General features: G+C 71.6%; 19 protein-coding genes and 2 pseudogenes. 6 read left to right on the forward strand and 15 right to left on the reverse strand.

The window, feature by feature from the left end; genetic code table 11:
* Positions 1-313 precede the first annotated feature (313 nt).
* Both B1H19_RS31460 and B1H19_RS31465 read left to right on the forward strand, forming a co-directional pair.
* Positions 314-1,297, forward strand: coding sequence for an ATP-grasp domain-containing protein (locus B1H19_RS31460; RefSeq protein WP_159028185.1), 984 nt, complete (start codon positions 314-316; stop codon positions 1,295-1,297).
* A 480-nt stretch (positions 1,298-1,777) separates the two neighbouring features.
* Positions 1,778-2,344, forward strand: a complete 567-nt coding sequence (locus B1H19_RS31465) for a glycosyltransferase family 2 protein (protein ID WP_237289617.1) — start codon at positions 1,778-1,780, stop codon at positions 2,342-2,344.
* 51 nt (positions 2,345-2,395) lie between these two features.
* Here the strand turns inward: B1H19_RS31465 and B1H19_RS31470 are convergent, their stop codons facing one another.
* The 14 genes and pseudogenes from B1H19_RS31470 to B1H19_RS31530 all read right to left on the reverse strand — a co-directional run bounded on the left by B1H19_RS31470 (position 2,396) and on the right by B1H19_RS31530 (position 15,555).
* Positions 2,396-3,169 (reverse strand): sirohydrochlorin chelatase, encoded by a 774-nt coding sequence (locus B1H19_RS31470; RefSeq protein ID WP_083108108.1) that lies wholly within the window; start codon positions 3,167-3,169, stop codon positions 2,396-2,398.
* Positions 3,170-3,184: 15 nt separating this feature from the next.
* Positions 3,185-4,162, reverse strand: a complete 978-nt coding sequence (locus tag B1H19_RS31475; protein WP_083108110.1) for an ABC transporter permease — start codon at positions 4,160-4,162, stop codon at positions 3,185-3,187.
* Complete coding sequence (locus B1H19_RS31480; protein WP_083108112.1) at positions 4,149-4,976, reverse strand: ABC transporter ATP-binding protein; 828 nt, start codon at positions 4,974-4,976, stop codon at positions 4,149-4,151. The genes B1H19_RS31475 and B1H19_RS31480 overlap by 14 nt, the downstream gene beginning before the upstream one ends.
* A gap of 46 nt (positions 4,977-5,022) precedes the next feature.
* Positions 5,023-6,129 (reverse strand): aliphatic sulfonate ABC transporter substrate-binding protein, encoded by a 1,107-nt coding sequence (locus tag B1H19_RS31485; protein ID WP_083108114.1) that lies wholly within the window; start codon positions 6,127-6,129, stop codon positions 5,023-5,025.
* A gap of 214 nt (positions 6,130-6,343) precedes the next feature.
* Positions 6,344-7,699, reverse strand: a complete 1,356-nt coding sequence (locus tag B1H19_RS31490; protein ID WP_083108116.1) for a sulfate adenylyltransferase subunit 1 — start codon at positions 7,697-7,699, stop codon at positions 6,344-6,346.
* 2 nt (positions 7,700-7,701) lie between these two features.
* Complete coding sequence (gene cysD / locus B1H19_RS31495) at positions 7,702-8,640, reverse strand: sulfate adenylyltransferase subunit CysD (protein WP_083108118.1); 939 nt, start codon at positions 8,638-8,640, stop codon at positions 7,702-7,704.
* A complete protein-coding gene (gene cysC / locus B1H19_RS31500; protein WP_083108120.1) occupies positions 8,637-9,170 on the reverse strand; it encodes an adenylyl-sulfate kinase in 534 nt (177 codons plus the stop codon). Before cysC ends, cysD begins: the two co-directional genes overlap by 4 nt.
* A gap of 50 nt (positions 9,171-9,220) precedes the next feature.
* A complete protein-coding gene (locus B1H19_RS31505) occupies positions 9,221-9,910 on the reverse strand; it encodes a phosphoadenylyl-sulfate reductase (RefSeq protein WP_083108122.1) in 690 nt (229 codons plus the stop codon).
* Positions 9,907-10,107, reverse strand: a complete 201-nt coding sequence (locus B1H19_RS31510; protein WP_083108124.1) for a hypothetical protein — start codon at positions 10,105-10,107, stop codon at positions 9,907-9,909. Before B1H19_RS31510 ends, B1H19_RS31505 begins: the two co-directional genes overlap by 4 nt.
* A 115-nt stretch (positions 10,108-10,222) precedes the next feature.
* Positions 10,223-11,935 carry a nitrite/sulfite reductase gene (locus B1H19_RS31515; RefSeq protein WP_083108125.1) on the reverse strand — a complete coding sequence of 571 codons (1,713 nt, stop codon included), beginning with the start codon at positions 11,933-11,935 and terminating at the stop codon, positions 10,223-10,225.
* 212 nt (positions 11,936-12,147) lie between these two features.
* Positions 12,148-12,231, reverse strand: coding sequence for a putative leader peptide (locus tag B1H19_RS40905; protein ID WP_350257049.1), 84 nt, complete (start codon positions 12,229-12,231; stop codon positions 12,148-12,150).
* Between the two features lie 212 nt (positions 12,232-12,443).
* Positions 12,444-13,013 (reverse strand): annotated as a pseudogene (locus B1H19_RS31520) (GNAT family N-acetyltransferase); the annotation flags it as partial.
* A 108-nt stretch (positions 13,014-13,121) separates the two neighbouring features.
* A complete protein-coding gene (locus B1H19_RS31525; protein WP_083108135.1) occupies positions 13,122-13,988 on the reverse strand; it encodes an LLM class flavin-dependent oxidoreductase in 867 nt (288 codons plus the stop codon).
* A 256-nt stretch (positions 13,989-14,244) separates the two neighbouring features.
* On the reverse strand, positions 14,245-15,555 hold the full coding sequence (locus B1H19_RS31530) for a helix-turn-helix domain-containing protein (RefSeq protein ID WP_083108138.1): 1,311 nt from the start codon (positions 15,553-15,555) through the stop codon (positions 14,245-14,247).
* Positions 15,556-15,871: 316 nt separating this feature from the next.
* Between B1H19_RS31530 and B1H19_RS31535 the strand changes: the two genes are divergently transcribed.
* Entirely contained in the window at positions 15,872-16,288 is a 417-nt protein-coding gene (locus B1H19_RS31535) for a hypothetical protein (RefSeq protein WP_083108140.1), read from the forward strand.
* A 96-nt stretch (positions 16,289-16,384) separates the two neighbouring features.
* Here the strand turns inward: B1H19_RS31535 and B1H19_RS31540 are convergent, their stop codons facing one another.
* Positions 16,385-18,025 carry an acyl-CoA dehydrogenase family protein gene (locus B1H19_RS31540; protein ID WP_083108142.1) on the reverse strand — a complete coding sequence of 547 codons (1,641 nt, stop codon included), beginning with the start codon at positions 18,023-18,025 and terminating at the stop codon, positions 16,385-16,387.
* 18 nt (positions 18,026-18,043) lie between these two features.
* Here B1H19_RS31540 and B1H19_RS31545 point away from each other — a divergent pair, with 18 nt between their 5' ends.
* The 3 genes and pseudogenes from B1H19_RS31545 to B1H19_RS40075 form a co-directional block, all read left to right on the forward strand.
* Entirely contained in the window at positions 18,044-19,153 is a 1,110-nt protein-coding gene (locus B1H19_RS31545; RefSeq protein WP_107426205.1) for a YihY/virulence factor BrkB family protein, read from the forward strand.
* Between the two features lie 68 nt (positions 19,154-19,221).
* A complete protein-coding gene (locus tag B1H19_RS31550; protein ID WP_083108146.1) occupies positions 19,222-19,587 on the forward strand; it encodes a VOC family protein in 366 nt (121 codons plus the stop codon).
* Between the two features lie 113 nt (positions 19,588-19,700).
* Positions 19,701-20,768 (forward strand): annotated as a pseudogene (locus B1H19_RS40075) (NAD-dependent epimerase/dehydratase family protein); the annotation flags it as partial.
* Positions 20,769-20,810: the final 42 nt, after the last annotated feature.

The following is a 20,810-nucleotide window of genomic DNA, read 5'->3' on the forward strand; positions in this document are numbered from 1 at the left end:
TAGCAGCCAGCATATTGCGCGGCAACACCCGAAGTCGGAGATATGGCTGCCGAGTTGGCGAGGAATGGGCCGTCCGGCCGGATCGACGCGGGCCGTACGCGCCTGGTGTCCGGCCGGGCGCCAGCCTCGACATTCGACGGCTCAGTGCAGGTGCCTTACTACTCTCGGTGTTGAGGGCCCGGCGGTGTCGATGCCATATCAGCAGAGGGATCGGGTGTCGCTCTCGGGCGGGAAGGGAAGGTCATCGCCTGTCGCTTACTGCACAGTTCTGGGGGAGTGGATGGGTGTTCGACCACTGCGGGTGGGTACGTTCTTGTCCAGTTCACCCATCGGGACGTCCGAGGCCGTGCGGCGGCTGCCGCGCAGCCCCGCCGTCCCCGCTGAGTCCCGGGAGCGATGTCTTGAACTCCTCGCGGGCATGGCGGATGTGGAGTTCGTCCACGATCTGAACATTGACCGGACCCATATCCGCGGTGGGCGGGTGTACCACGGCGGGCTGTGTCTCAACGAGCTGGATCTGTACGTGTGGTATGCGCAAATCGACCGCCGGCCCGGCAGCTACCACATCGAAGCGCTGCGGACCCTCAGCCAGGACACCCAGGTCGTAGTCGACCCCAACAGCTTCGCGGTCGGCGTCGACAAATACCGCGCTCACCTGCTGCTGCAACGCGGCGGACTACGGGTGCCCGACACCGTCCTGCTACACCAGGGCAATGTGAACGCAGCCGAGCCCATCCTGGCGGAGTGGGGCCGCGCCGTGCTCAAGCCCAGGGGCGGCTACTTCGGGCACGGTGTGCTGCTCATCGAGGATTTCGCCACGTTGCGGGATGCCGCAGGCTACCTGGCCGCGACCGCTCCGGGAGCCGCTGACGAGACGCTGCTGCTGGAGCGGTTCTACGACAACGACCTCGCCGAGTGGGTGTCGGTGACGCTGGTGGGTGGCGAGGTGATGCACGGCTACCGCAAGCGGCCCTCCCACTGGGCGGCGATGCGTGGCGGCGCGGCGAAGGTCTACGACGCGGCCGTTGAGGGCGGCGAGGTCGATCTGTGCGACGTCCCGACCGCCCACGCGGAACTGGCCTTGAATGCCCAGAAGATGATGGGAGCACAGATCATCGGCTTCGACATGATCCTTCACCAGGGCGTGCCGATCATCGTCGACGAGAACACCTTTCCCGGCTTCTACCCCGAACTCTTCCGCGCATCCGGGAAGAACCTGGGAGCCGAGCTGTGCCGGATGATCGCCCAAGCAGTCGACGAATGCCGCACGAGCCCCCAGACCAGGCGCCCCCGGTAACCGCGCCACCCGCACGGCACGCCAGGGCTGCCATTGTGCGGCTCCTGTGACTCCCACTCCGTGCCTGACCTGCCGTGCGACCATCAGGTGGACTTTCGTGCTCAGCCCACCGCGGAACGCCCGACCCCGTGGTGATCAGGTTCGGTCTGTGAGGGTGCCCCCTACCCGCGCTCCTGCGGCGTGCTAATGACCGCGGCAGACGGTGGTGGAGTCCAGTGTCGAAGCCTCGGTAGAGACGGTTGGCGCAGCAGATTGGGAACGCTTCGTGTCCGATCAGGCGCGCTGCGTGGGGGTGGAACGATGCTGACAGTTTGCTGACCTCGAAGCCAGAGTTTTGCCTGATCTTGCGTTGATTTATGGTATCGGCGAGATCGCCGATTTGCCAATAGAGTGGAACTCTGGCCGAGTTGAGACTCTTCGTGGGGGAGTGCTAAGAATATTGCGAATCCGCTAATTCCTAATTAGGGAATTCGCAAGGACATGGACTACACGTGGTCCCAACAGATCGCGGGCCGACGCGCGGTCTATGTCTCCGACGCCGTCGCCCTCGCCGCCGACCCCGAGGACCTCACCTATCTGCGCAAACAGGTCTGGCGCTGGATGGCCGGCTTCTGTCAGAACGTCCGGCTGCACCTGGGGCGGCTGATCCTGCACAAACCCCTGCTGGCGGTCTGGGTGCTGCTCGCCCTGCTGGAGATTCTCACCGCGCCCCTGTGGTGGGCCACGCCCTTCGTGGCCGCCGCGACGACCGGTCGATCCCCGGTGCTGACCTTCGCCTGGTGGGCCGGGGCCGAGCTGGTGCTGACGGCGCCACCGCTGATCTACGCCGCCCACCGCCGCAAACTTCCGCTCTCCGGCGTGCTGGTGAACCTTCCCTGCGTCTACGCGACCAAGGCCGTCAACCTCGTCTACGCCTGGAAGGCCCTGGTCGTCGAGCTGCTGCTGGTGCCGCTGCATCTGGCGCGCGGCCTGACCGTCTACGAGAAGGGCCGGGCCGATTGCCGCCCGGCGGTGCCGACGGGTGCGTCGGCCGCGGCAGTCCCGTGAACCGGCGGATGCACCGGCGCTTCCCGGCGCAGACCCACCACACGGCGGCGATCAGGCGCTCAGCGCCGTCAGTTCCGGGCTCACGCGGCGGGCCTCGTCCGCCTGGTCGTAACGGCGCAGCAGCAGCCGGGCCAGCTCGGGGGCGGGGCCGAGCACCGGGGCGAGGATGTCCGCGCCGGCCTCGCGGGCCCCGGCGGCGATGCGGTCCGGCAGAAAGCCGGGCGCGATGACGTACGGAGCCACGGCCACCCGGGCCACGCCTTCGGTCCGCAACTCCCGTACGGCGTCGGCCGTGCGGGGAAGAGATGCGGAGGCGAACGCAGGTCGCACGGCACACCAACCAGCGGTGCGCCGCCACTCCCGCGCGACTTCAGCGATCACTGCGATCGCCTCCGGGTCACTGGAGCCCGCCGAGGCCAGTACGACCCCGGTCGAGCGGCGGTCGCCGGGCTGCAGCCCGGCCTCCTCCAGCCGGCGCTCCAGCGCGGCGGTCAGGAGGGAGGAGGGGCCGAGCACCTCGGCCTGATGGACGGTCAGCAGGGGCAGCCGCAGGGTGGCCTCCCGCAGGACCGCAGGGATATCGGACTTCGCGTGAAAGGCGCGAGTGAGGAGGAGGGGAAGCGCCACCACATCCCGCACGCCCTCGGCCGCGAGGCGCTCCAGCACCTGGGGCACGCTGGGCGCGTTGAAGTCGAGATGACCGACCTCGACGCGCAGCCCCGGCCGCAGCGACCGCACTTGCGCACAGAGCGCGGAGACGGTCGCCGCGTGCCGCGGATCGCGGCTGCCGTGGGCGATGACGAGGAGAGTGGGGCGCATGGTCATGGCTCGGCTCGTGGTTCAGCTCTTGACGAGGAGGCCGCGGCTGCGCAGGACCCGGCGCTCGATCGGCGCGAAGATCAGCAGCTCGATACCGATACCGACGATGAGGATCAGCAGGATCGCGGACAGCACCCAGGACATGTCCCCGGTCTCCCGGCCCTGCTCCAGCATTTGGCCCAGGCCGGTGCCCAGGTCGGGGGCGTTGACGATGAGTTCGGCGGCCATCAGGGAGCGCCAGGAGAAGGCCCAGCCCTGCTTGAGACCGGCGATGTAGCCGGGGAGTGCGGCGGGGAGGAGGACATGCCGTACGCCCGCCAGGCCGGTGGCGCCGATGGTACGGCCGGCCCGCAGATAGAGGGGAGAGATCTGGTCGACGCCCGCCACCAGGCCGTTGGCGATGGAGGGGACGGCACCGAGCAGCACCACCGCATAGATGGTGGCGTCGCTCAGCCCGAACCAGATGATCGCCGCCGGCACCCAGGCCACCGAGGGGAGGGACTGCAGACCGCTGAGGATCGGGCCGAGCGCGGCGCGTACGGCCTTGACGCGGGCGACGACCAGGCCGAGGACCGTACCGATGGCCACCGAGGCCAGGAAGCCGAGGGCGCCGCGGGAGATGCTGGTCCACACATAGCCCAGCAGCGTGCCCTGGAGCCACTTCTCCTGCACGGAGCGGGCGACGTCGAAGGGGCTAGGCAGCAGATAGTGCGGCTTGAGCTGGAAGTGGTAGGCGAGCTGCCACAGCCCCAGCACGAGCGCGACGGCGATGAGGGGAGGGAAGGTCTTTGAAGCGACCGTACGCAGCCACGGCTGGCGAGCGACGACGGTGGATTCCAGAGCGTCGAGCCCGGCCTCCAGACCGGCGAGGTCATGGGTGGTGTCGCCCGCGGCGGTGGCCTTGGTGGCCGTGTCGGCGGCCGGACCGTCGGTGGTCTCACCGTCCTGGGCGGTGGCTTGTGCGGCGGCGGACTGGGCCTTGGTCTCAGTGCTGGCCATGGCGGCGGATCTCCCCACGGAGCTGTTCGGTGATCTCGACGGAAAGGTCGGCGACCGCGGCGTCCTCGATTCGGCGCGGCTGCGGGATGTCCACCTGCCATTCGCGGGCGATCCGGCCGGGACGGGAGGAGAGCAGTACCACCCGCTGGGCGAGCCGTACGGCCTCGCGGACGTTGTGGGTGACGAAGAGGACCGAGAGGCCGCCCGCGCCGGAGGCGTCGTCGTTCGCGGCGCTCCAGATGCGGGTCAGCTCGTCGTGCAGCACATCGCGGGTGATGGCGTCGAGCGCGGCGAACGGCTCGTCCATCAGCAGCAGTTGGCTGTCCTGCGCGAGCGCCCGGGCCATGGCGACGCGCTGGCGCATCCCGCCCGACAGCTCGTGCACCCGCTTGCCGTATGCGCCGCCCAGCCGGACGAGTTCGAGCAGCCGCTCGGCCTCGGCGCGGCGCTCGGCGCGCGGCACCCCGCGCAGCCGCAGCGCCAGTTCGATGTTGCGGCCCGCGGTCAGCCACGGGAAGAGCGCATGTTCCTGGAACATCAGGGCCGGCCGGCCGCCCGGCGTCTCGATGCCGCCGGACGACGGCGCGTCCAGGCCCGCCACGAGATTGAGAAGGGTGGACTTTCCGCAGCCCGAGGCCCCCAGGAGGCAGACGAATTCGCCCGGTGCGACATCGATGCTGATGTCGTCCAGCACATGCTGCTGCGCGCCGGGGCGGCCGAACGACTTCGAGACATGGTCGATGCGAGCGGCGTACGAAACGGTGCCGGTCGGGGCCGCCGGGGCGGGCTGCTTGGCGAGAGTGGTGGTCGTCATCGGTGTCACCTCCTGGGGGACTGCGGTGCTACGGGTGCGAGGGCTGTCAGCTGCCGAGACCGGCGTCGTCGACCGGCGCCTTGCCCTCGGACTTGAGCACCTTGTTCAGCAGGGTGAGGTCGTAGATGCCCTTGAGGTCGGGCTGCTTGAGCAGGCCCGCCTTGACGGCGTGGTCCGCCTCCTCCTGGAGGGTGGCGGCCAGCGGGTCATCGGTGATGTCGACGTTCTTGAACGCCGGGTCGATGACGTTGCCCGGCAGCGCCTTGCCGGCGAACTGCGGGTCGGCGAGCTGGTCGTTGAGCGCCTTCTTGGCCTCGTCCGGGTGCGACCGGATCCAGGCGTTGGTCTTCACCGAACCGCGCAGCACCGCCTCGACGGCCTTGGGGTGTTCCTTGAGGAACTTCTGGGAGACGATCACGTTCGTGATGACGAACCGGCCGTCCTTCCACAGCTTCTTCTCGTCCAGGATCGTCTTGCCGCCCGCGGCGACGAGCTTGGAGGCCGTCGGCTCCGGCACCCAGGCACCGTCGATGGAGCCCGCCTTGAACGCCGTCGGCGTCACCTTGTTGTCGGTGCGCTGGACGGTGACATCGCCCTTGCCACTGGTGGCGTCGACCTTGTAGCCCTTGCCGGCGAGGAAGTTCAGCAGCGCCACGTCCTGGGTGTTGCCCAGCTGCGGAGTGGCGATCGTCTTGCCCTTGAGGTCGCCCAGCCCCTTGATCTTCTTGGGGTTGACCACCAGCGAGACACCGCCGGACGCCGACCCGGAGATGATCTTCAGGCTCTTGCCGTGCGACTTGACGTAACCGTTGATGGCCGGGGAGGGGCCGATCCAGCCGATGTCGATGGCGCCCGAGTTGAGGGCCTCGATCTCGGCGGGGCCCGCGTTGAAGGTGGACTCCTTCACCGCCGTGCCGCCCAGCTCCTTCTGGAAGAAGCCCTGGTGCAGTCCGATCAGCGGGGTGGCGTGGGTGGTGTTGCCGAAGAGTCCGATCCGGACGTTGGCAAGACCGTCGGTCTTGGGACCCTTGGGGGCGACCTTGGCCGCGGTGGGCTTCGGGGCCTCGGAGCCGTAGCCGCAGGCGCCCAGCGCGCCTACGAGGAGCGGGACGGTAACGGCGGCCGCCAGCAGGCGGTGTCGAACGGCAGACACGGGAGGAGTTCCTCTCGGAGGGCCGGGCCCATCAGCGCCCTTCTAAGGCGCGCCCGGCAAAACTATGGATCTTCGGAAAGGGGGCGTGGGGGGTACGGAGTCGAGCATCGTCAGCGCACACATCGCCCGACTCCTCCCTGGCCACTGCCGAGGGCGCCGCTGCCGATACGGCCGCCCTCTTTCGCGAAGGTGGAGAACATGTCCTGGTGCATGCTCAGAAGTCCCATCCGTCGTCGTCCGCCTCGGGGGCCGGAGCGGCGTCCGCGGCCGCCTCCGCGAAGGCGGTGCCCGCCATGCCCGCGGTCAGCGTCGTACCGTCCGCCGGGTCGATCAGCAGGAAGGAGCCGGTGCGCCGGGAGTCGGCGTAGGCGTCCAGCGCGAGCGGCTCGGCGGTGCGCACGACGATCCGGCCGATGTCGTTGGCGGCCAGCTCGCCCGGCGCGGGGTGCTGGGAGAGGTCGTCGAGGGTCAGCCGCGAGGGGATGTCCTTGACGATGGCCTTGACGGTGCGGGTGGTGTGCTTGAGCAGCACCCGGTGGCCGACGGTCAGCGGACGGTCCGCGACATGGCAGACCGTGGCCTCGATGTCCTGCGAGGCCGACGGCGCCGAGGCGGTCGGGGCGATCAGGTCGCCGCGCGAGATGTCGAGGTCGTCGGTCAGCCGGAGGGTCACCGACTGCGGCGCCCAGGCGACGTCCACGGCCTGCCCCAGCGCATCGATCGCCTCGATGGTGCTGGTGCGGCCCGAGGGCAGCACGGTCACCGGGTCGCCGACGCGCAGCACACCGGAGGCGATCTGGCCCGCGTAGCCGCGGTAGTCGGGGTGTTCGGCGGTCTGCGGCCGGATGACGTACTGGACCGGGAAGCGGCCCGGGTCGTCGGAGGGATTGGCGACGACCGGGACGGTCTCCAGGTGCTCCAGCACGGTCGGGCCGCCGTACCAGTCCATGTTCGCCGATGCGGTCACGACGTTGTCGCCGGCCAGCGCCGAGATCGGGATCGCGGTGATCTCCTGGACGCCCAGCGAGGCCGCGTAGGAGGTGAACTCCTCGGCGATGGCGGCGAAGACGGACTCCTCGTAGCCGACGAGGTCCATCTTGTTGACCGCGAGGACGACGTGCGGGACGCGCAGCAGGGCGGCCACGGCGGCGTGCCGGCGGGTCTGCTCGACGACGCCGTTGCGGGCGTCGACCAGCACGACGGCCAGCTCGGCGGTGGAGGCGCCGGTGACCATGTTGCGGGTGTACTGCACATGGCCGGGGGTGTCGGCGAGGATGAACCGGCGCCGGGGCGTGGCGAAGTAGCGGTAGGCGACATCGATGGTGATGCCCTGCTCGCGCTCGGCCCGCAGTCCGTCCGTCAGCAGCGCCAGGTCCGGCGCCTCCTGCCCGCGGCCCAGCGAAGCCCGCTCCACGGCCTCCAGCTGGTCGGCGAGCACGGACTTGGAGTCGTGCAGCAGGCGGCCGACCAGCGTCGACTTGCCGTCGTCGACGGAACCGGCGGTGGCGAAACGCAGCAGCGAGGTCGCGCCGGCGTCCACGACGCCCTCAACAGCATGGGTGGTGCTCATGGTTAGAAGTACCCCTCGCGCTTGCGGTCCTCCATGGCGGCCTCGGACATCTTGTCGTCGGCCCTGGTCGCGCCCCGCTCGGTGAGGCGCGAGGCGGCGATCTCCGCGATGACGGCCTCGATGGTGTCGGCGTCGGAGTCGACCGCACCGGTGCAGGACATGTCGCCGACCGTGCGGTAGCGCACCAGCCGGGTTTCCAGCGTTTCGCCGTCCTTGGGGCCGCCCCACTCACCGGGCGCCAGCCACATGCCGCTGCGGGCGAAGACCTCGCGCTCGTGGGCGTAGTAGATGGCGGGCAGTTCGATCTTCTCGCGGGCGATGTACTGCCACACGTCCAGCTCGGTCCAGTTGGACAGTGGGAAGACCCGGACGTGCTCACCGGGCGAGTGGCGGCCGTTGTAGAGCTGCCACAGCTCGGGGCGCTGCCGGCGCGGGTCCCAGCCGCCGAACTCGTCGCGCAGCGAGAACACCCGCTCCTTGGCGCGTGCCTTCTCCTCGTCCCGGCGGCCGCCGCCGAAGACCGCATCGAAGCGGTTCTTCTCGATGGCGTCCAGCAGCGGGACGGTCTGGAGCGGGTTACGCGTGCCGTCGGGGCGCTCGCGCAGTTCACCGCGGTCGATGAAGTCCTGCACGGAGGCGACGTGCAGCCGCAGGGCGTGCCGCTCGACCGTACGGTCGCGGTAGTCGAGCACCTCGGGGAAGTTGTGCCCGGTGTCGACGTGCAGCAGGGAGAACGGCACCGGCGCGGGCGCGAACGCCTTGAGCGCCAGATGCAGCATGACGATGGAGTCCTTGCCGCCGGAGAACAGGATCACCGGCCGCTCGAACTCGCCCGCCACCTCGCGGAAGATGTGCACCGCCTCGGACTCCAGGGCGTCCAGGTGCGAGAGGGCGTACGGGTTGTCGCCATTTGCCTCGGTGGCAACGGTCGCGGTGGTCACGCCAGTCCCCTTTCGACGAGCAGCCCGTGGAGCGCGGCTGCGGACTCCTGCACGGTCTGGGTGTGCGACTCGATGCGCAGATCGGGCGATTCGGGGGCCTCGTACGGGTCGTCCACGCCGGTCAGGCCCGATATCTCGCCCGCGGCCTGCTTGGCGTACAGCCCTTTGACGTCGCGCTCGGAGCACACCTCGACCGGCGTGGCCACATGCACCTCGAGATAGGCGGTGCCCTCGGCCTGATGCCGCACCCGCACCGACTCCCGGGAGTCCGCATACGGCGCGATCACCGGCACCAGGGCGGTGACCCCGTTGCTCGCCAGCAACTCGGCGACGAAGCCGATCCGTTGGACGTTGGTGTGCCGGTCGGCGCGCGTGAAGCCCAGTCCCGCGGAGAGGAACTCGCGGATCTCGTCGCCGTCGAGGACCTCGACCCGGCGGCCCTCGCCGCGCAGCCGTTCCGCCAGCGCATGGGCGATGGTGGTCTTGCCCGCGCTCGGCAGTCCGGTCAGCCACACCGTGGCGCCCGTCATCGGCTTCTCCTGAACTTCCACAACGTCTCGGTCATTCCGTGTTCCGGCCATCAGTGCAGGCCGCATTCGGTCTTGTTGCTGCCTGCCCAGCGGCCCGCCCGCGCGTCCTCGCCCGCCAGGACCCGGCGGGTGCAGGGGGCGCAGCCGACGGAGGTGTAGCCGTCCATCAGCAGCGGGTTGGTCAGCACCCCGTGCTCGGCGACGTAGGCGTCCACATCGGCCTGGGTCCAGCGGGCGATCGGGGAGATCTTGACCTTCTGCCGACGGGTGTCCCAGCCGACGACCGGGGTGTTGGCCCGGGTAGGGGACTCGTCCCGGCGCAGCCCGGTCGCCCAGGCGTCGTAGCCGGCCAGGCCCTCCTCCAGCGGCTTGACCTTGCGCAGCGCGCAGCAGCGGTCCGGGTCGCGGTCGTGCAGCCGGGGACCGTACTCGGCGTCCTGCTCGGCCACCGTCTGACGGGGCGTCAGCGTGATGACGTTGACGTCCATCACCTCGGCCACCGCGTCCCGCGTCCCGATGGTCTCCGGGAAGTGGTAGCCGGTGTCGAGGAACACCACGTCCACGCCCGGCATGGCGCGCGAGGCGAGGTGGGCGACGACCGCGTCCTCCATGGAGGAGGTCACGCAGAAGCGGGCGCCGAAGGTCTCCGCGGCCCAGGTGAGGATCTCCAGGGGGGCCGCCTCCTCCAGCTCGCGGCCCGCACGCTCGGCGAGCTGCGGCAGATCGGGGGCAGTGGTCACGACGTACCTCCAGCACGGGATGACGGGGAAGTCGACAGCCCCTGGGACAGCAGCCCCAGGAACTTCAGCCGGAACGCGCGGCTGCACGACCGGCATTCCCAGGCCGCGCCCTCGCCGCGGACCGGACCCTCCTCGGAGGGCCGCAGGTCCTCGTCACCGCAGTACGGGCAGTGGAACGGGGCGGCGCGCTCGCTCACTGTGCCTCCCGCTCAGTCTCGGCGCGCTCCTGTGCGCTGGCTTCCCTCGTCACTGCTCGCTCCTTCGTCGCTGCGCGGCTCCTCAGTCCGGCCAGCGCCGCGCGCCGAGACTCGCTCACTTCAGCGCACCCTCTTCCGCACGGGCCGCCCACTGGGCGAAGCGTTCGCCGTCGGTGCGCTGCTCCTGGAAGTTGCGCAGCACCCGCTCGACGTAGTCGGGCAGCTCATCGGCGGTGACCTTCAGCCCGCGGACCTTGCGGCCGAACCCGGCCTCCAGGCCCAGCGCGCCGCCCAGATGCACCTGGTAGCCCTCGACCTGGTTGCCGTCGTCGTCCAGCACCAGCTGACCCTTGAGACCGATGTCCGCCACCTGGATACGGGCGCAGGCGTTGGGGCAGCCGTTGAGGTTGATGGTGAGCGGCTCGTCGAACTCCGGCAGCCGGCGCTCCAGCTCGTCGATGAGCGAGGCGCCGCGGCCCTTGGTCTCGACGATCGCCAGCTTGCAGAACTCGATACCGGTGCAGGCCATCGTGCCGCGCCGGAACGGGGACGGCTTGACCTGGAAGTCCAGCGCCTCCAGCCCGGCGACGAGCGGCTCGACCTGGTCCTCGGTCACATCGAGGATGATCATCTTCTGCTCGACGGTGGTGCGCAGCCGGTCGGAGCCGTGCGCCGCGGCCAGGTCGGCGATCTTGGTGAGGGTCGCCCCGTCCACCCGGCCGACGCGCGGGGCGAACCCCACGTAGAACCGGCCGTCCTGCTGCCGGTGCACACCGATGTGGTCGCGCCACTTCTGCGCGGGCTCCTCGGGCGCCGGGCCGTCGATCAGCTTCCGCTCCAGGTACTCGTCCTCCAGCACCTGGCGGAACTTCTCCGGGCCCCAGTCGGCCATCAGGAACTTCAGCCGGGCGCGGGTGCGCAGCCGCCGGTAGCCGTAGTCGCGGAAGATCCCGACCACACCGGCCCAGACGTCGGCCACCTCGTCCAGCGGAACCCAGGCGCCCAGGCGCTGTGCGAGCTTGGGGTTGGTGGACAGGCCGCCGCCGACCCAGACGTCGAAGCCCGGTCCGTGCTCGGGGTGCACCACGCCGACGAAGGCCACGTCGTTGATCTCGTGGACCACGTCCTGGACCGGCGAACCGGAGATCGCGGTCTTGAACTTGCGCGGCAGGTTGGAGAACTCCTTGCTGCCGATGTACCGGTCGTGGATCTCGTCCACGGCCGGGGTGCCGTCGATGATCTCGTCCGCCGCGATACCGGCCACCGGGGAGCCGATGATCACTCGGGGGCAGTCGCCGCACGCCTCGGTCGTGTCGAGCCCGACGCCCTCCAGCTTCTCCCAGATGGCGGGGACGTCCTCGATGCGGATCCAGTGCAGCTGGATGTTCTGTCGGTCGGTGATGTCCGCGGTGCCACGGGCGAACTCCTGCGAGATCTCGCCGATCACGCGCAGCTGCGCGGGGGTCAGCCGCCCGCCGTCGATCCGGACGCGCAGCATGAAGTACTTGTCGTCCAGCTCCTCCGGCTCCAGGATCGCGGTCTTGCCGCCGTCGATCCCGGGCCGCCGCTGGGTGTACAGGCCCCACCAACGCATCCGCCCGCGCAGGTCGTTGGGGTCGATGGAGTCGAAGCCGGCCTTGGAGTAGATCGTCTCAATGCGTGTCCGCACATTGAGACCGTCGTCGTCCTTCTTGAACTGCTCGTTGCCGTTGAGCGGCGTGAAGTGTCCAACGGCCCACTGGCCCTCGCCGCGGTGGCGGCCGGCCTTGCGGCGCGTCTGTGCGGCCCCGGCCGAGGGCTGGGGATTGTCCGGGGTGGCGGCGGCCATGGGTGTACGTCCTTCTGGGCGGGCGAGAGGGTGCGGACTCGACTGGGCTCACCCGCCTGACCTGTGCAGACACACCGAAGCGCGGCGCGCGGCAACGCGTCGGGAGTGGTCTGCTGGGCGGGGTTGCGGTCGCGTCCGCGACGATGGGGACGGCGGGATATCGGTGGTGCCGGCGGCGCTGTCGGGGCTCGATGACCCTGGTCAGCGAGTCGTCAGCCGGCCCGACAAATGGCGCTGGACATGCGGCCGAGGTCGACGTGCCGCCGACTCACCAAGGCAATTCCAGCTCTGGACATGACGGAAGCGTGGCACGGCGCTCTTCGGCCAGTCCACCGTCGTCCAGGATTCGGACATCACCGTCCCGAATGGTGGGACGGTGTGCCGTGGGTCACGTGCCGGGGGCGGCGTCGGGGTCGCGTATGGATTCGGTGACGGGAGCGGCGGGATCGGCGACGGGAGTGGTTGCGGAACCGACGGGATCGGCGACGGGAGCGGTTGCGGAACCGGTCGGGCCGGCGCCCGGCCACGGCCCCGGCATCGCCACCTCGGCCTCCTCCGTCACCGTGGTCTCGTACACCCGGAACCCGCGCCGCTCGTAATTGGCCCGCGCATACCGCCCGTCGTCGCTACAGGTGTGCACCCACACCCGCGTGGTCCGCTCCCGGCCCGGCCACCGCCCCGCCAGGTCCCAGGCCCGCTCCAGGCCGTACGTCAGCAGCCACCCGCCGATCCGGCGCCCCCGGAAGGCCGGGAGCAGCCCGAAGTAGGCGACCTCCACGGACCCCTCCGGCTCGGCGTTGAGCTCGATGAACCCGGCGGGCGTCCCCCGCTCGTACGCCACCCAGGTCTCCACCCCGGGTCGCCCCAGATACTCCGCCCACCGGGCATACGTCCAGCTCAGCCGGTCCGTCCACAGCACGTCGCCGCCGACCGCGCTATAGAGGAACCGGCTGAATTCCGGCGACGGCACCTCGGATCGGACGATACGGACCCCCTGCTCCGCGGGCGGCGCCCCGGCGGGGGTGAGATCGGCGGGCGAGGTCTGCTCCAGGTACCAGGTGGTGACCGAGTGGCTCATGGGGGCAGCACATCACAGTCGCTTTCCCGGCCCGCCTCCGGGCCGCCGCGGGGCACACCGGCCCGCACCGGCCCGGAGGTGAGCGTCACGGCAGGTGCCGGACCGGCCTCACGGGTGGTCGGTGAAAACCGCCTCCGCGAGACGGTCGACCTGCGAGGGGTCCGGGGACCAGCAGTAGAGCATGACCTCGTCGGCGCCGATGGCCCGGAACGCGGCCACCGCGTCGCGGATCCCCGTCCGGGTGGTGAGCATGCCGTTCACAATGTGGTCGGTGTAGCTGTACTCCGGCCCGTAGTACGCGCGGATCTCGCGGCGGGCGCGGTCGATGACCGGCTCGGGGCCGAGGGCCACGTTGACCTGGGCCAGCAGCCGCGGACGTCCCGTACGCCCGGCCCGGGACCAGGCCGCCTCCACGTCCCGGAACATCCGGTCCATGTGCGAGGCCGGGAGCGCGGCGCCGAGGAAGCCGTCGCCCCAGCGGGCGACGCGTTCCACGACCGCCGGTACGAAGCCGCCGAACAGCACCTCGGGGCCGCCGGGCCGCGCCGGAGCCGGACCGATCGGGCCGACGTCCTCGCCGAACGGCTCGCCGGACCACAGCCGCCGCAGCTCGGCCATCTGACCGTCCAGGCGGCGGCCCCGGGTGCGGATGTCGACGCCGGCGGCCAGATAATCGTCGTCGCGCCCCCCGATGCCGATGCCGAGCGTGAAACGGCCGCCGGAGAGCAGATCGAGGGTGGCGGCCTGTTTGGCGAGCAGCGGGGTGTGATGCAGCGGGGCGAGCAGCACCTCGGTCTGGAGCCGGACGCGGGAGGTGGCACCGGCCAGGGTGGCCAGCGTGATCAGCGGCTCGGGGTTGGCGTACACCAGCCGGTCGAGCAGCGCGAGGGTGGTGAAGGGGGTGGCGTCGGCGCGCCGGGCCCAGGTGAGCAGCTGAGCGGGATCGCCGATGGGAAGGCCGAGGCCAACGGACATGGAGTCCTCCGGAAGGACGTACGGGTGGGCAGGGTGTGACGTCCACTGATGGCATGCGGGCATGGCAGGCCTGCGTCATCGCGGATGGTCGTGTCGCCCACTCGTTTGGCCACGCACCGGCTGACCGGCACGCGCTGCTCCCGTTCTGCGACGTCCTTCTGGAGAGCTGTCTTCAGAGCGCGATCAGGATAGGGGAGGCGAACGCCCGTCCGCACGCGGTTATTTCCTCCGCTGTTTCCCCCCACCGTTTCCCCCGCTATTTCCTCCACGATGTCCCCGCCCCCCTGGCCGCCGCCACCGCCGGTGCCGAGGACTGCGGCAGCAACTGCCCGGGCCCGGACGGCAGCCGCAGTTCCACCTCCACCCCGTCCGCGAAGCGGTACGGCCGGTGCGCTAGGACGCCCGCCAGATGGCGGCGCAACCGGGAGAGCTCGGCGCGCACCGTGACCGTACGGCCGCGGTCGCCGAACAGGTCCTGGGCCAGTTCGGCGGCGCTGCGGCCCTCCGGATGGCGGGCGGCCAGGACGAACAGCAGCTCGGCGTGGCGCGGGGAGAGTTCATGGCTCCAGCCGCCGGCCGGACCGGTGACGGTGACCGTCGCCCCGTCGCGCCCGCTGACGTCCAGCAGCACCCGGCTGGGCCCGGCGGCCGGCTCCTCGCGGCCCACCCGGATCAGCCAGCCACCGGGCAGCGGCTCCAGCGCGCACATCCCGTACCGCGGCAGCCACAGCGGCCCGGCCTGCGGCGCCTTGGGCAGCGCCACCCGGTCCGGCGGGGTCATCCCGGTGACCCCGGCGGGCCAGCCGTGCGCATCGACCGCCAGCGCCCGGCCGCCGATCCGCGCCAGCACCGGAGCGGCGCTGGAACGCAGCCGTTCCAGGGACGCGTGATGCCGGATGCGCAGCTCGCTCTCCGCGAGCTTGGCGACCGCGGAGACCAGCGACAGCGTCATGGGATGGAAGGAGTGCGCCGGGCCGCTGAGGTCGACGGTGCCCAGCAGCCGGCCGTCGCGCGGATCGTGCAGCGGCGCCGCGGCACAGGTCCACTGGTGGTGGGAGCGGACGAAGTGCTCGGCGGAATGCACCAGCACCGGCCGCCGGGCCACCAGCGCGGTGCCGATCGCATTGGTGCCGACCACGCCTTCGCGCCAGTCGGCGCCCTTGTCGAAGCCGAGGCGGTCGGCCATCCGCCGGACCGGCGCACTGCCCTCCCGCCACAGCACCCGGCCCTCGGCATCGGTGACGACCATGATCTGCTGCGCGGCGTCGGCGGCCGCCAGCAGCCCGTCGCCCAGGACCGGCAGCACCGTCGCCAGCTGCGAATGCTGCCGACGGTGCTCCAACTCGGCCACGGACAGCAGATGTTGGTCGCGGTCCCGCTCCGGATCGACGCCCGAGCCGAGGGCCCGTAACCAGGACTCGCCGATGACGGGACGGGGCGCGCCCGGCGGCGCATCGGGCGGCAACTCCCCCGCCAGCGCGGCCTCGCGGACCGAGGCGAGGCGGCGGGCGGTCTCGCGGATGTCCTGTGCCGACCGGACGGCGCTGCCGATCGCTGTGTCCTTCAAGCTGCTCTCCGCCCTCAAGCTGCTCTCCGCCTCACCACTGCCGCGGCGGCCTCGGACGGCCGCCCACCGGGGCCGTGTCCATCGTGCCGTCACCAGGGCGAAAGCGGAGGGCCATTGAACAGATCCACGGCAGGGAGCTGCAACCGACTGCAACCGTTGTGGCCTATGACGCCCGCCCGCGACGCTGATTCCAGCGGCCGATGGCGTCCCGTGGCCGGAGTCCCGCCGGTCACCCGTCGGCGAGGCACCGGCCGTCCGCCGGGGACGGTGTCGGCCGCTGCCACATCCGCAGGCGCGGCGCCGGGAGGGAGCGCAGATGAGGGCCCTCGCTCCGCGTGTCGTGGTGATCGGGGCGGCGGAGGGACCGCGTCTCGCACGGGCCGGACGGCTGGCCGTGCACTACGGGGTGCCCCGGCTGCCCGCGGTCGACGTCCTGATCAGACGCCGCCCGCTGCCCGTCGACGGCTATGTCATCGACGGCGCACCGCACCTGCTCGACCGGGTGGCCGGAGTCGGCGGCCTGCTGCCCGCGCGGTCCTTCGCCGACCTGGTGGTCCATCTGCGGGCACCGGGCCGTACGGAGGGGGAGGAAGCGTGCCGCGTGCTGCGCTACTTCGAGGCCCGCGGGCTGCTGGCCGGTTTCGGGCCGGACGCGCCCGACGGCGAGATCGTCGTGGCCGTCGACGCGGCGGTACGCGGCCGGACCACGGCGGACCCGCCGCGGTGGCCCTAGAGACCGGGAGGGGTGCCGAGTCGGCGCGGCATCCCTCCCGGGGCCTGTCCGGTGGACCAGGGCCCGGCCCCGGTCCACCGGACAAGCCCCGCCCCGCTACTCCACGACCGGCCGCGCCCGTGCCACGACCGAGGCCAGGTCCAGGGTGTGCGGCAGCGTCCCGAACGCCGCGCCCGCATCGCCGCCCAGGCGGGAGGCGCAGAAGGCGTCCGCGACCGCGGGCGGCGCCTGGCGCACCAGCAGCGAGCCCTGGAGGACCAGTGCCAGGCGCTCGGTCAGGCGGCGCGCCCGGGCCTCGATGCCGTCCAGATCGGCCAGTTCGGTCAGCAGGCCCTTGATCGCGCGGTCCAGCCGGTGGTCCGCGCCGCGGGCCGCGCCGATCTCCGTCAGACAGGCGTTCAGCGCGGCCGGTTCGCGTTGCAGCGCCCGCAGGACGTCCAGCGCCTGGACGTTGCCCGAGCCCTCCCAGATGGAGTTCAGCGGCGCCTCCCGCAGCAGCCGCGGCATCCCCGATTCCTCGACGTAGCCGTTGCCGCCCAGGCACTCCAGCGCCTCGGCCGCCACCGGGGTGCACCGTTTGGTCACCCAGTACTTGGCGGCCGGGACCGCCAGCCGCAGCAGATGCCGGTCGTGCTCGGAACCGCTGTCGTAGGCGGCCGCCAGCCGCAGCGCGAGCGTCGTCGCCGCCTCCGACTCCAGCGCCAGATCGGCCAGCACATTGCGCATCAGCGGTTTGTCGATCAGCGGCCCGCCGAACGCCTCCCGGTACGCGCAGTGGTGCACCGCCTGCGCCACCGCCTGCCGCATCACCGCCGCCGCCCCCGTCACACAGTCCAGCCGGGTCGCCGCGACCATCTCGATGATCGTCGCCACCCCGCGCCCCTCCTCGCCCACTCGCTGCGCCCACGTCCGCCCGTCGAACTCGATCTCCGCCGAGGCGTTCGCGCGGTTGCCGAGCTTGTCCTTGAGCCGCTGGATACGGAAGGAATTACGGGTCCCGTCCGGCAGCACCCGCGGCAGCAGGAAGCAGGTGAGCCCCCCGGGCGCCTGGGCCAGGACCAGGAAGACGTCCGACATCGGCGCCGAGCAGAACCACTTGTGCCCGGTCAGCACATACTCACCGGGCGCGGCCAGCGGCTCGGCGTGCGTGGTGTTGGCCCGTACGTCGCTGCCGCCCTGCTTCTCCGTCATCGCCATCCCCGCCAGCACCCCGCCCTTCTCGGCGGGCGGGCGCAGCTCCTGCTCGTAGATGTGCGAGGTCAGCAGCGGCTCCCACCGGGCGGCCAGCTCCGGGTCGGCGCGCAGCGCGGGCACCGCCGCATGGGTCATCGACAGCGGACAGGTGTGGCCCGCCTCGGCCTGCGTCCAGACGAGGAACCCGGCGGTGCGGCGCAGGTGCCCGTCGGGGCGCGACCACGCGTCCGTCAGACCGGCCGTGACGGCATGGCCCAGCAGCCGGTGCCAGGCCGGGTGGAACTCCACCTCGTCGATGCGGTGACCGTAGCGGTCGTGGGTGCGCAGGACCGGCGGGTGGGCGTTGGCCTGCTCGCCCCACTGCTGGGCGTGCGCCGAACCGGCCGCCCGCCCGAGCCGGGTCAGTTCCCCCCGTACCTCGTCGAGCCGGTCGTCCGCGACATACCGCGTGACGCCCTCGGCGAGCGCCGCATCGGAGGCGAAGACGTCGTATCCCACCAGCGGCGGGGGCTGGTTCGTGACCGTATGAGTGCTGGCTGCCATGGTAGCTACGGTAAGGAGGTGCCGCCAGCAAACGAACCAGCCGAACGGCCGGCGGGCCGTCTGAGCAGGGCCCGGGTCCTGTACCGCAACGTCCCCGCGCGGCGGCTGGTCTGGCTGCTGATCAAGGACATCGTGCGCTCCTGCATGGAGTACCGCGTCACCGGGCTGGCCGCCGAGGCCGCGTTCTGGTGCCTGCTGTCGCTGCCGCCGCTGGTCCTGGGACTGATCGGGCTGCTGGGCTATATGGAGCAGTGGATCGGCCACGACACCATCGACAGCATCCGGCAGAACATCCTCGGCGCCTCCGCCACCGTGCTCTCCGGCAAGGGCGTCAACGAGATCGCCCGGCCCCTGCTGGACGACATCTTCACCGGCCGCCGCCCCGACGTCATCTCCCTCGGCTTCGCCATCGCCCTGTGGTCCGGCTCCCGGGCGCTGAACGTCTTCGTCGACACCATCACGATCATGTACGGGCTCGACGGGCGGCGCGGCATCGTCCGCACCCGGCTGCTCTCCTTCGTCCTCTACCTCGCCGCGCTGGCCGTCGGCGCCGTCGCGCTGCCGCTGATGGTGGCCGGGCCGGACGCGGTCGTCGGCTGGCTGCCGGCCAGCGCGGGTGTCGTCCGGGCGCTGTACTGGCCGGTCGTGCTGATCCTGTCGGTCGCCTTTCTCACCACGCTCTACCACGTGTCGGTACCCGTCCGTTCCCCCTGGCGCGAGGACCTCCCCGGTGCCGTCGTCGCCCTCGCGATCTGGGTCCTGGGCAGCTTCCTGCTCCGCCTCTACCTCGTCGCGACGGTCGAGGGCCCGACGATCTACGGCTCGCTGGCCGCGCCGGTCGCCGTACTCCTGTGGATCGGGGTGTCCGCCTTCGCCGTCCTGGTGGGCGCGGCGATGAACGCCGCCCTCGACCGCGTCTGGCCCTCGACCGCCACGGCCGCGGGCCGCGCGGAGCGGGAGCGGCGGGTGCATGCGGTGGGGGAGGGGAGGACGGCGCCGGACGAGGGGAAGGCGGCGCCGGGCGAGGGGAAGGCGGCGCCGGATCAGGGGAAGACGGCACCGGATCAGGGGAAGGCGGCGCCGGACGAGGACGGACCCCCGGGAAAGCAACCCGACGACGGCCGTTGACGGTGTGTCGGGAAGCGGAACGGGGCATTTCCGGGGCCGGGCCCGACGGGGTGTGGAAGGGTCGCGGCATGCTTGATCACATTGCGATCCAGGTAGCCGACATAGCGGCCAGCGCCCGGTTCTACGACCTCGTCCTGGCGCCGCTCGGCGGCCGGCGGACCAAGGAATTCGGCGCCAATATCGGCTACGGAACGACGGGGCATTCCCTGTGGCTCGTCCCGGCAGCCGAGGACGGGCCGGCGCGCGAGATCCACCTCGCCTTCACCGCGGCCGACCGGGCGGCTGTCGACGCGTTCCATGCCGCGGCCGTGGCGGCCGGTGCCGAGTCGCTGCACGCGCCACAGCTGCGGCCGGAGTACCACGCGTCCTACTACGGCGCCTTCGTCCGCGATCCCGACGGCAACAACGTCGAGGCCGTCTGCCACACGCCGTAGCCGGTGCGGCCCCGGGGCCGGGCGCGCGGAACGACGACCGGGGATCTTACGGACCCATGACGCGCGCCCCGCCACGCGGGCCGTGGCGGGCCGGTGCGCTTAGCGTGACCGGCATGCGTGTACTGGTCACCGGCGGCGCCGGGTTCATCGGATCGCAGGTCGTCGCCGTGCTGGAGGCGCGGGGGCATGAAGTGGTCGTCCTGGATGCGCTCTTGCCGTCCGCCCATCCGGAGCCGCCCCCGCCGCGGCCGGGCGAGCGTCGGATCGTCGCGGACGTACGGGACCGGGCGGCGGTCGCCGGGGCGCTGCGCGGGGTGGACGCGGTGTGCCACCAGGCGGCGATGGTGGGCCTCGGCAAGGACTTCGCGGACGCGCCCGGCTATGTCGGCTGCAACGACCTGGGCACGGCCGTGCTGCTGGCGGAGATGGCCGAGGCCGGGGTGGGGGCGCTGGTGCTCGCCGGGTCGATGGTGGTCTATGGGGAGGGGCGCTACACCTGCGCCGACCACGGGGTGGTGCGCCCCGGGCCGCGAGCCGTGGCCGATCTGGACGCGGGGCGGTTCGAGCCGCGCTGTCCGCTCTGCACGGCGCCGCTGCGGCCGGGTCTGGTCGGCGAGGACGCGCCCGTCGACCCCCGCAATGTCTATGCCACCACCAAACTCGCCCAGGAACATCTGGCCGCCTCTTGGGCCCGCGCGACCGGCGGCCGGGCCGTCGCGCTGCGCTACCACAACGTCTACGGGCCGGGGATGCCACGCGACACCCCGTACGCCGGTGTCGCCTCCTTCTTCCGCTCCGCGCTGGCCCGCGGTCAGGCCCCCACCGTGTACGAGGACGGCGGCCAGCGGCGGGACTTCGTCCATGTCCGGGACGTCGCGACGGCCAATGCGGTGGCGCTGGAGGCGCTGGCCGGCCGGGAGCCGGGGGCGCTGACCGCGTACAACACGGGCAGCGGCGAGCCGCACACCGTCGGGGAGATGGCCCGGGTGCTGGCCGCGGCGTGCGGCGGGCCGGAGCCGGTGGTGACGGGGGAGTACCGGCTGGGCGACGTCCGGCACATCACGGCGTCGTCGCACCGGATCGCCGAGGAGCTCGGCTGGCGGGCGGCGACCGGATTCGCGGAGGGGATGGCGGAGTTCGCGCGGGAGGGCATGCGGGAGGGGGGAGGGGGCGAAGGAGGGGAGCGGGCGGTCGGCCCGGCGGATGCCCCGGTGGCCGCGGCC

Source organism: Streptomyces gilvosporeus (genome assembly GCF_002082195.1).
GTDB lineage: Bacteria > Actinomycetota > Actinomycetes > Streptomycetales > Streptomycetaceae > Streptomyces > Streptomyces gilvosporeus.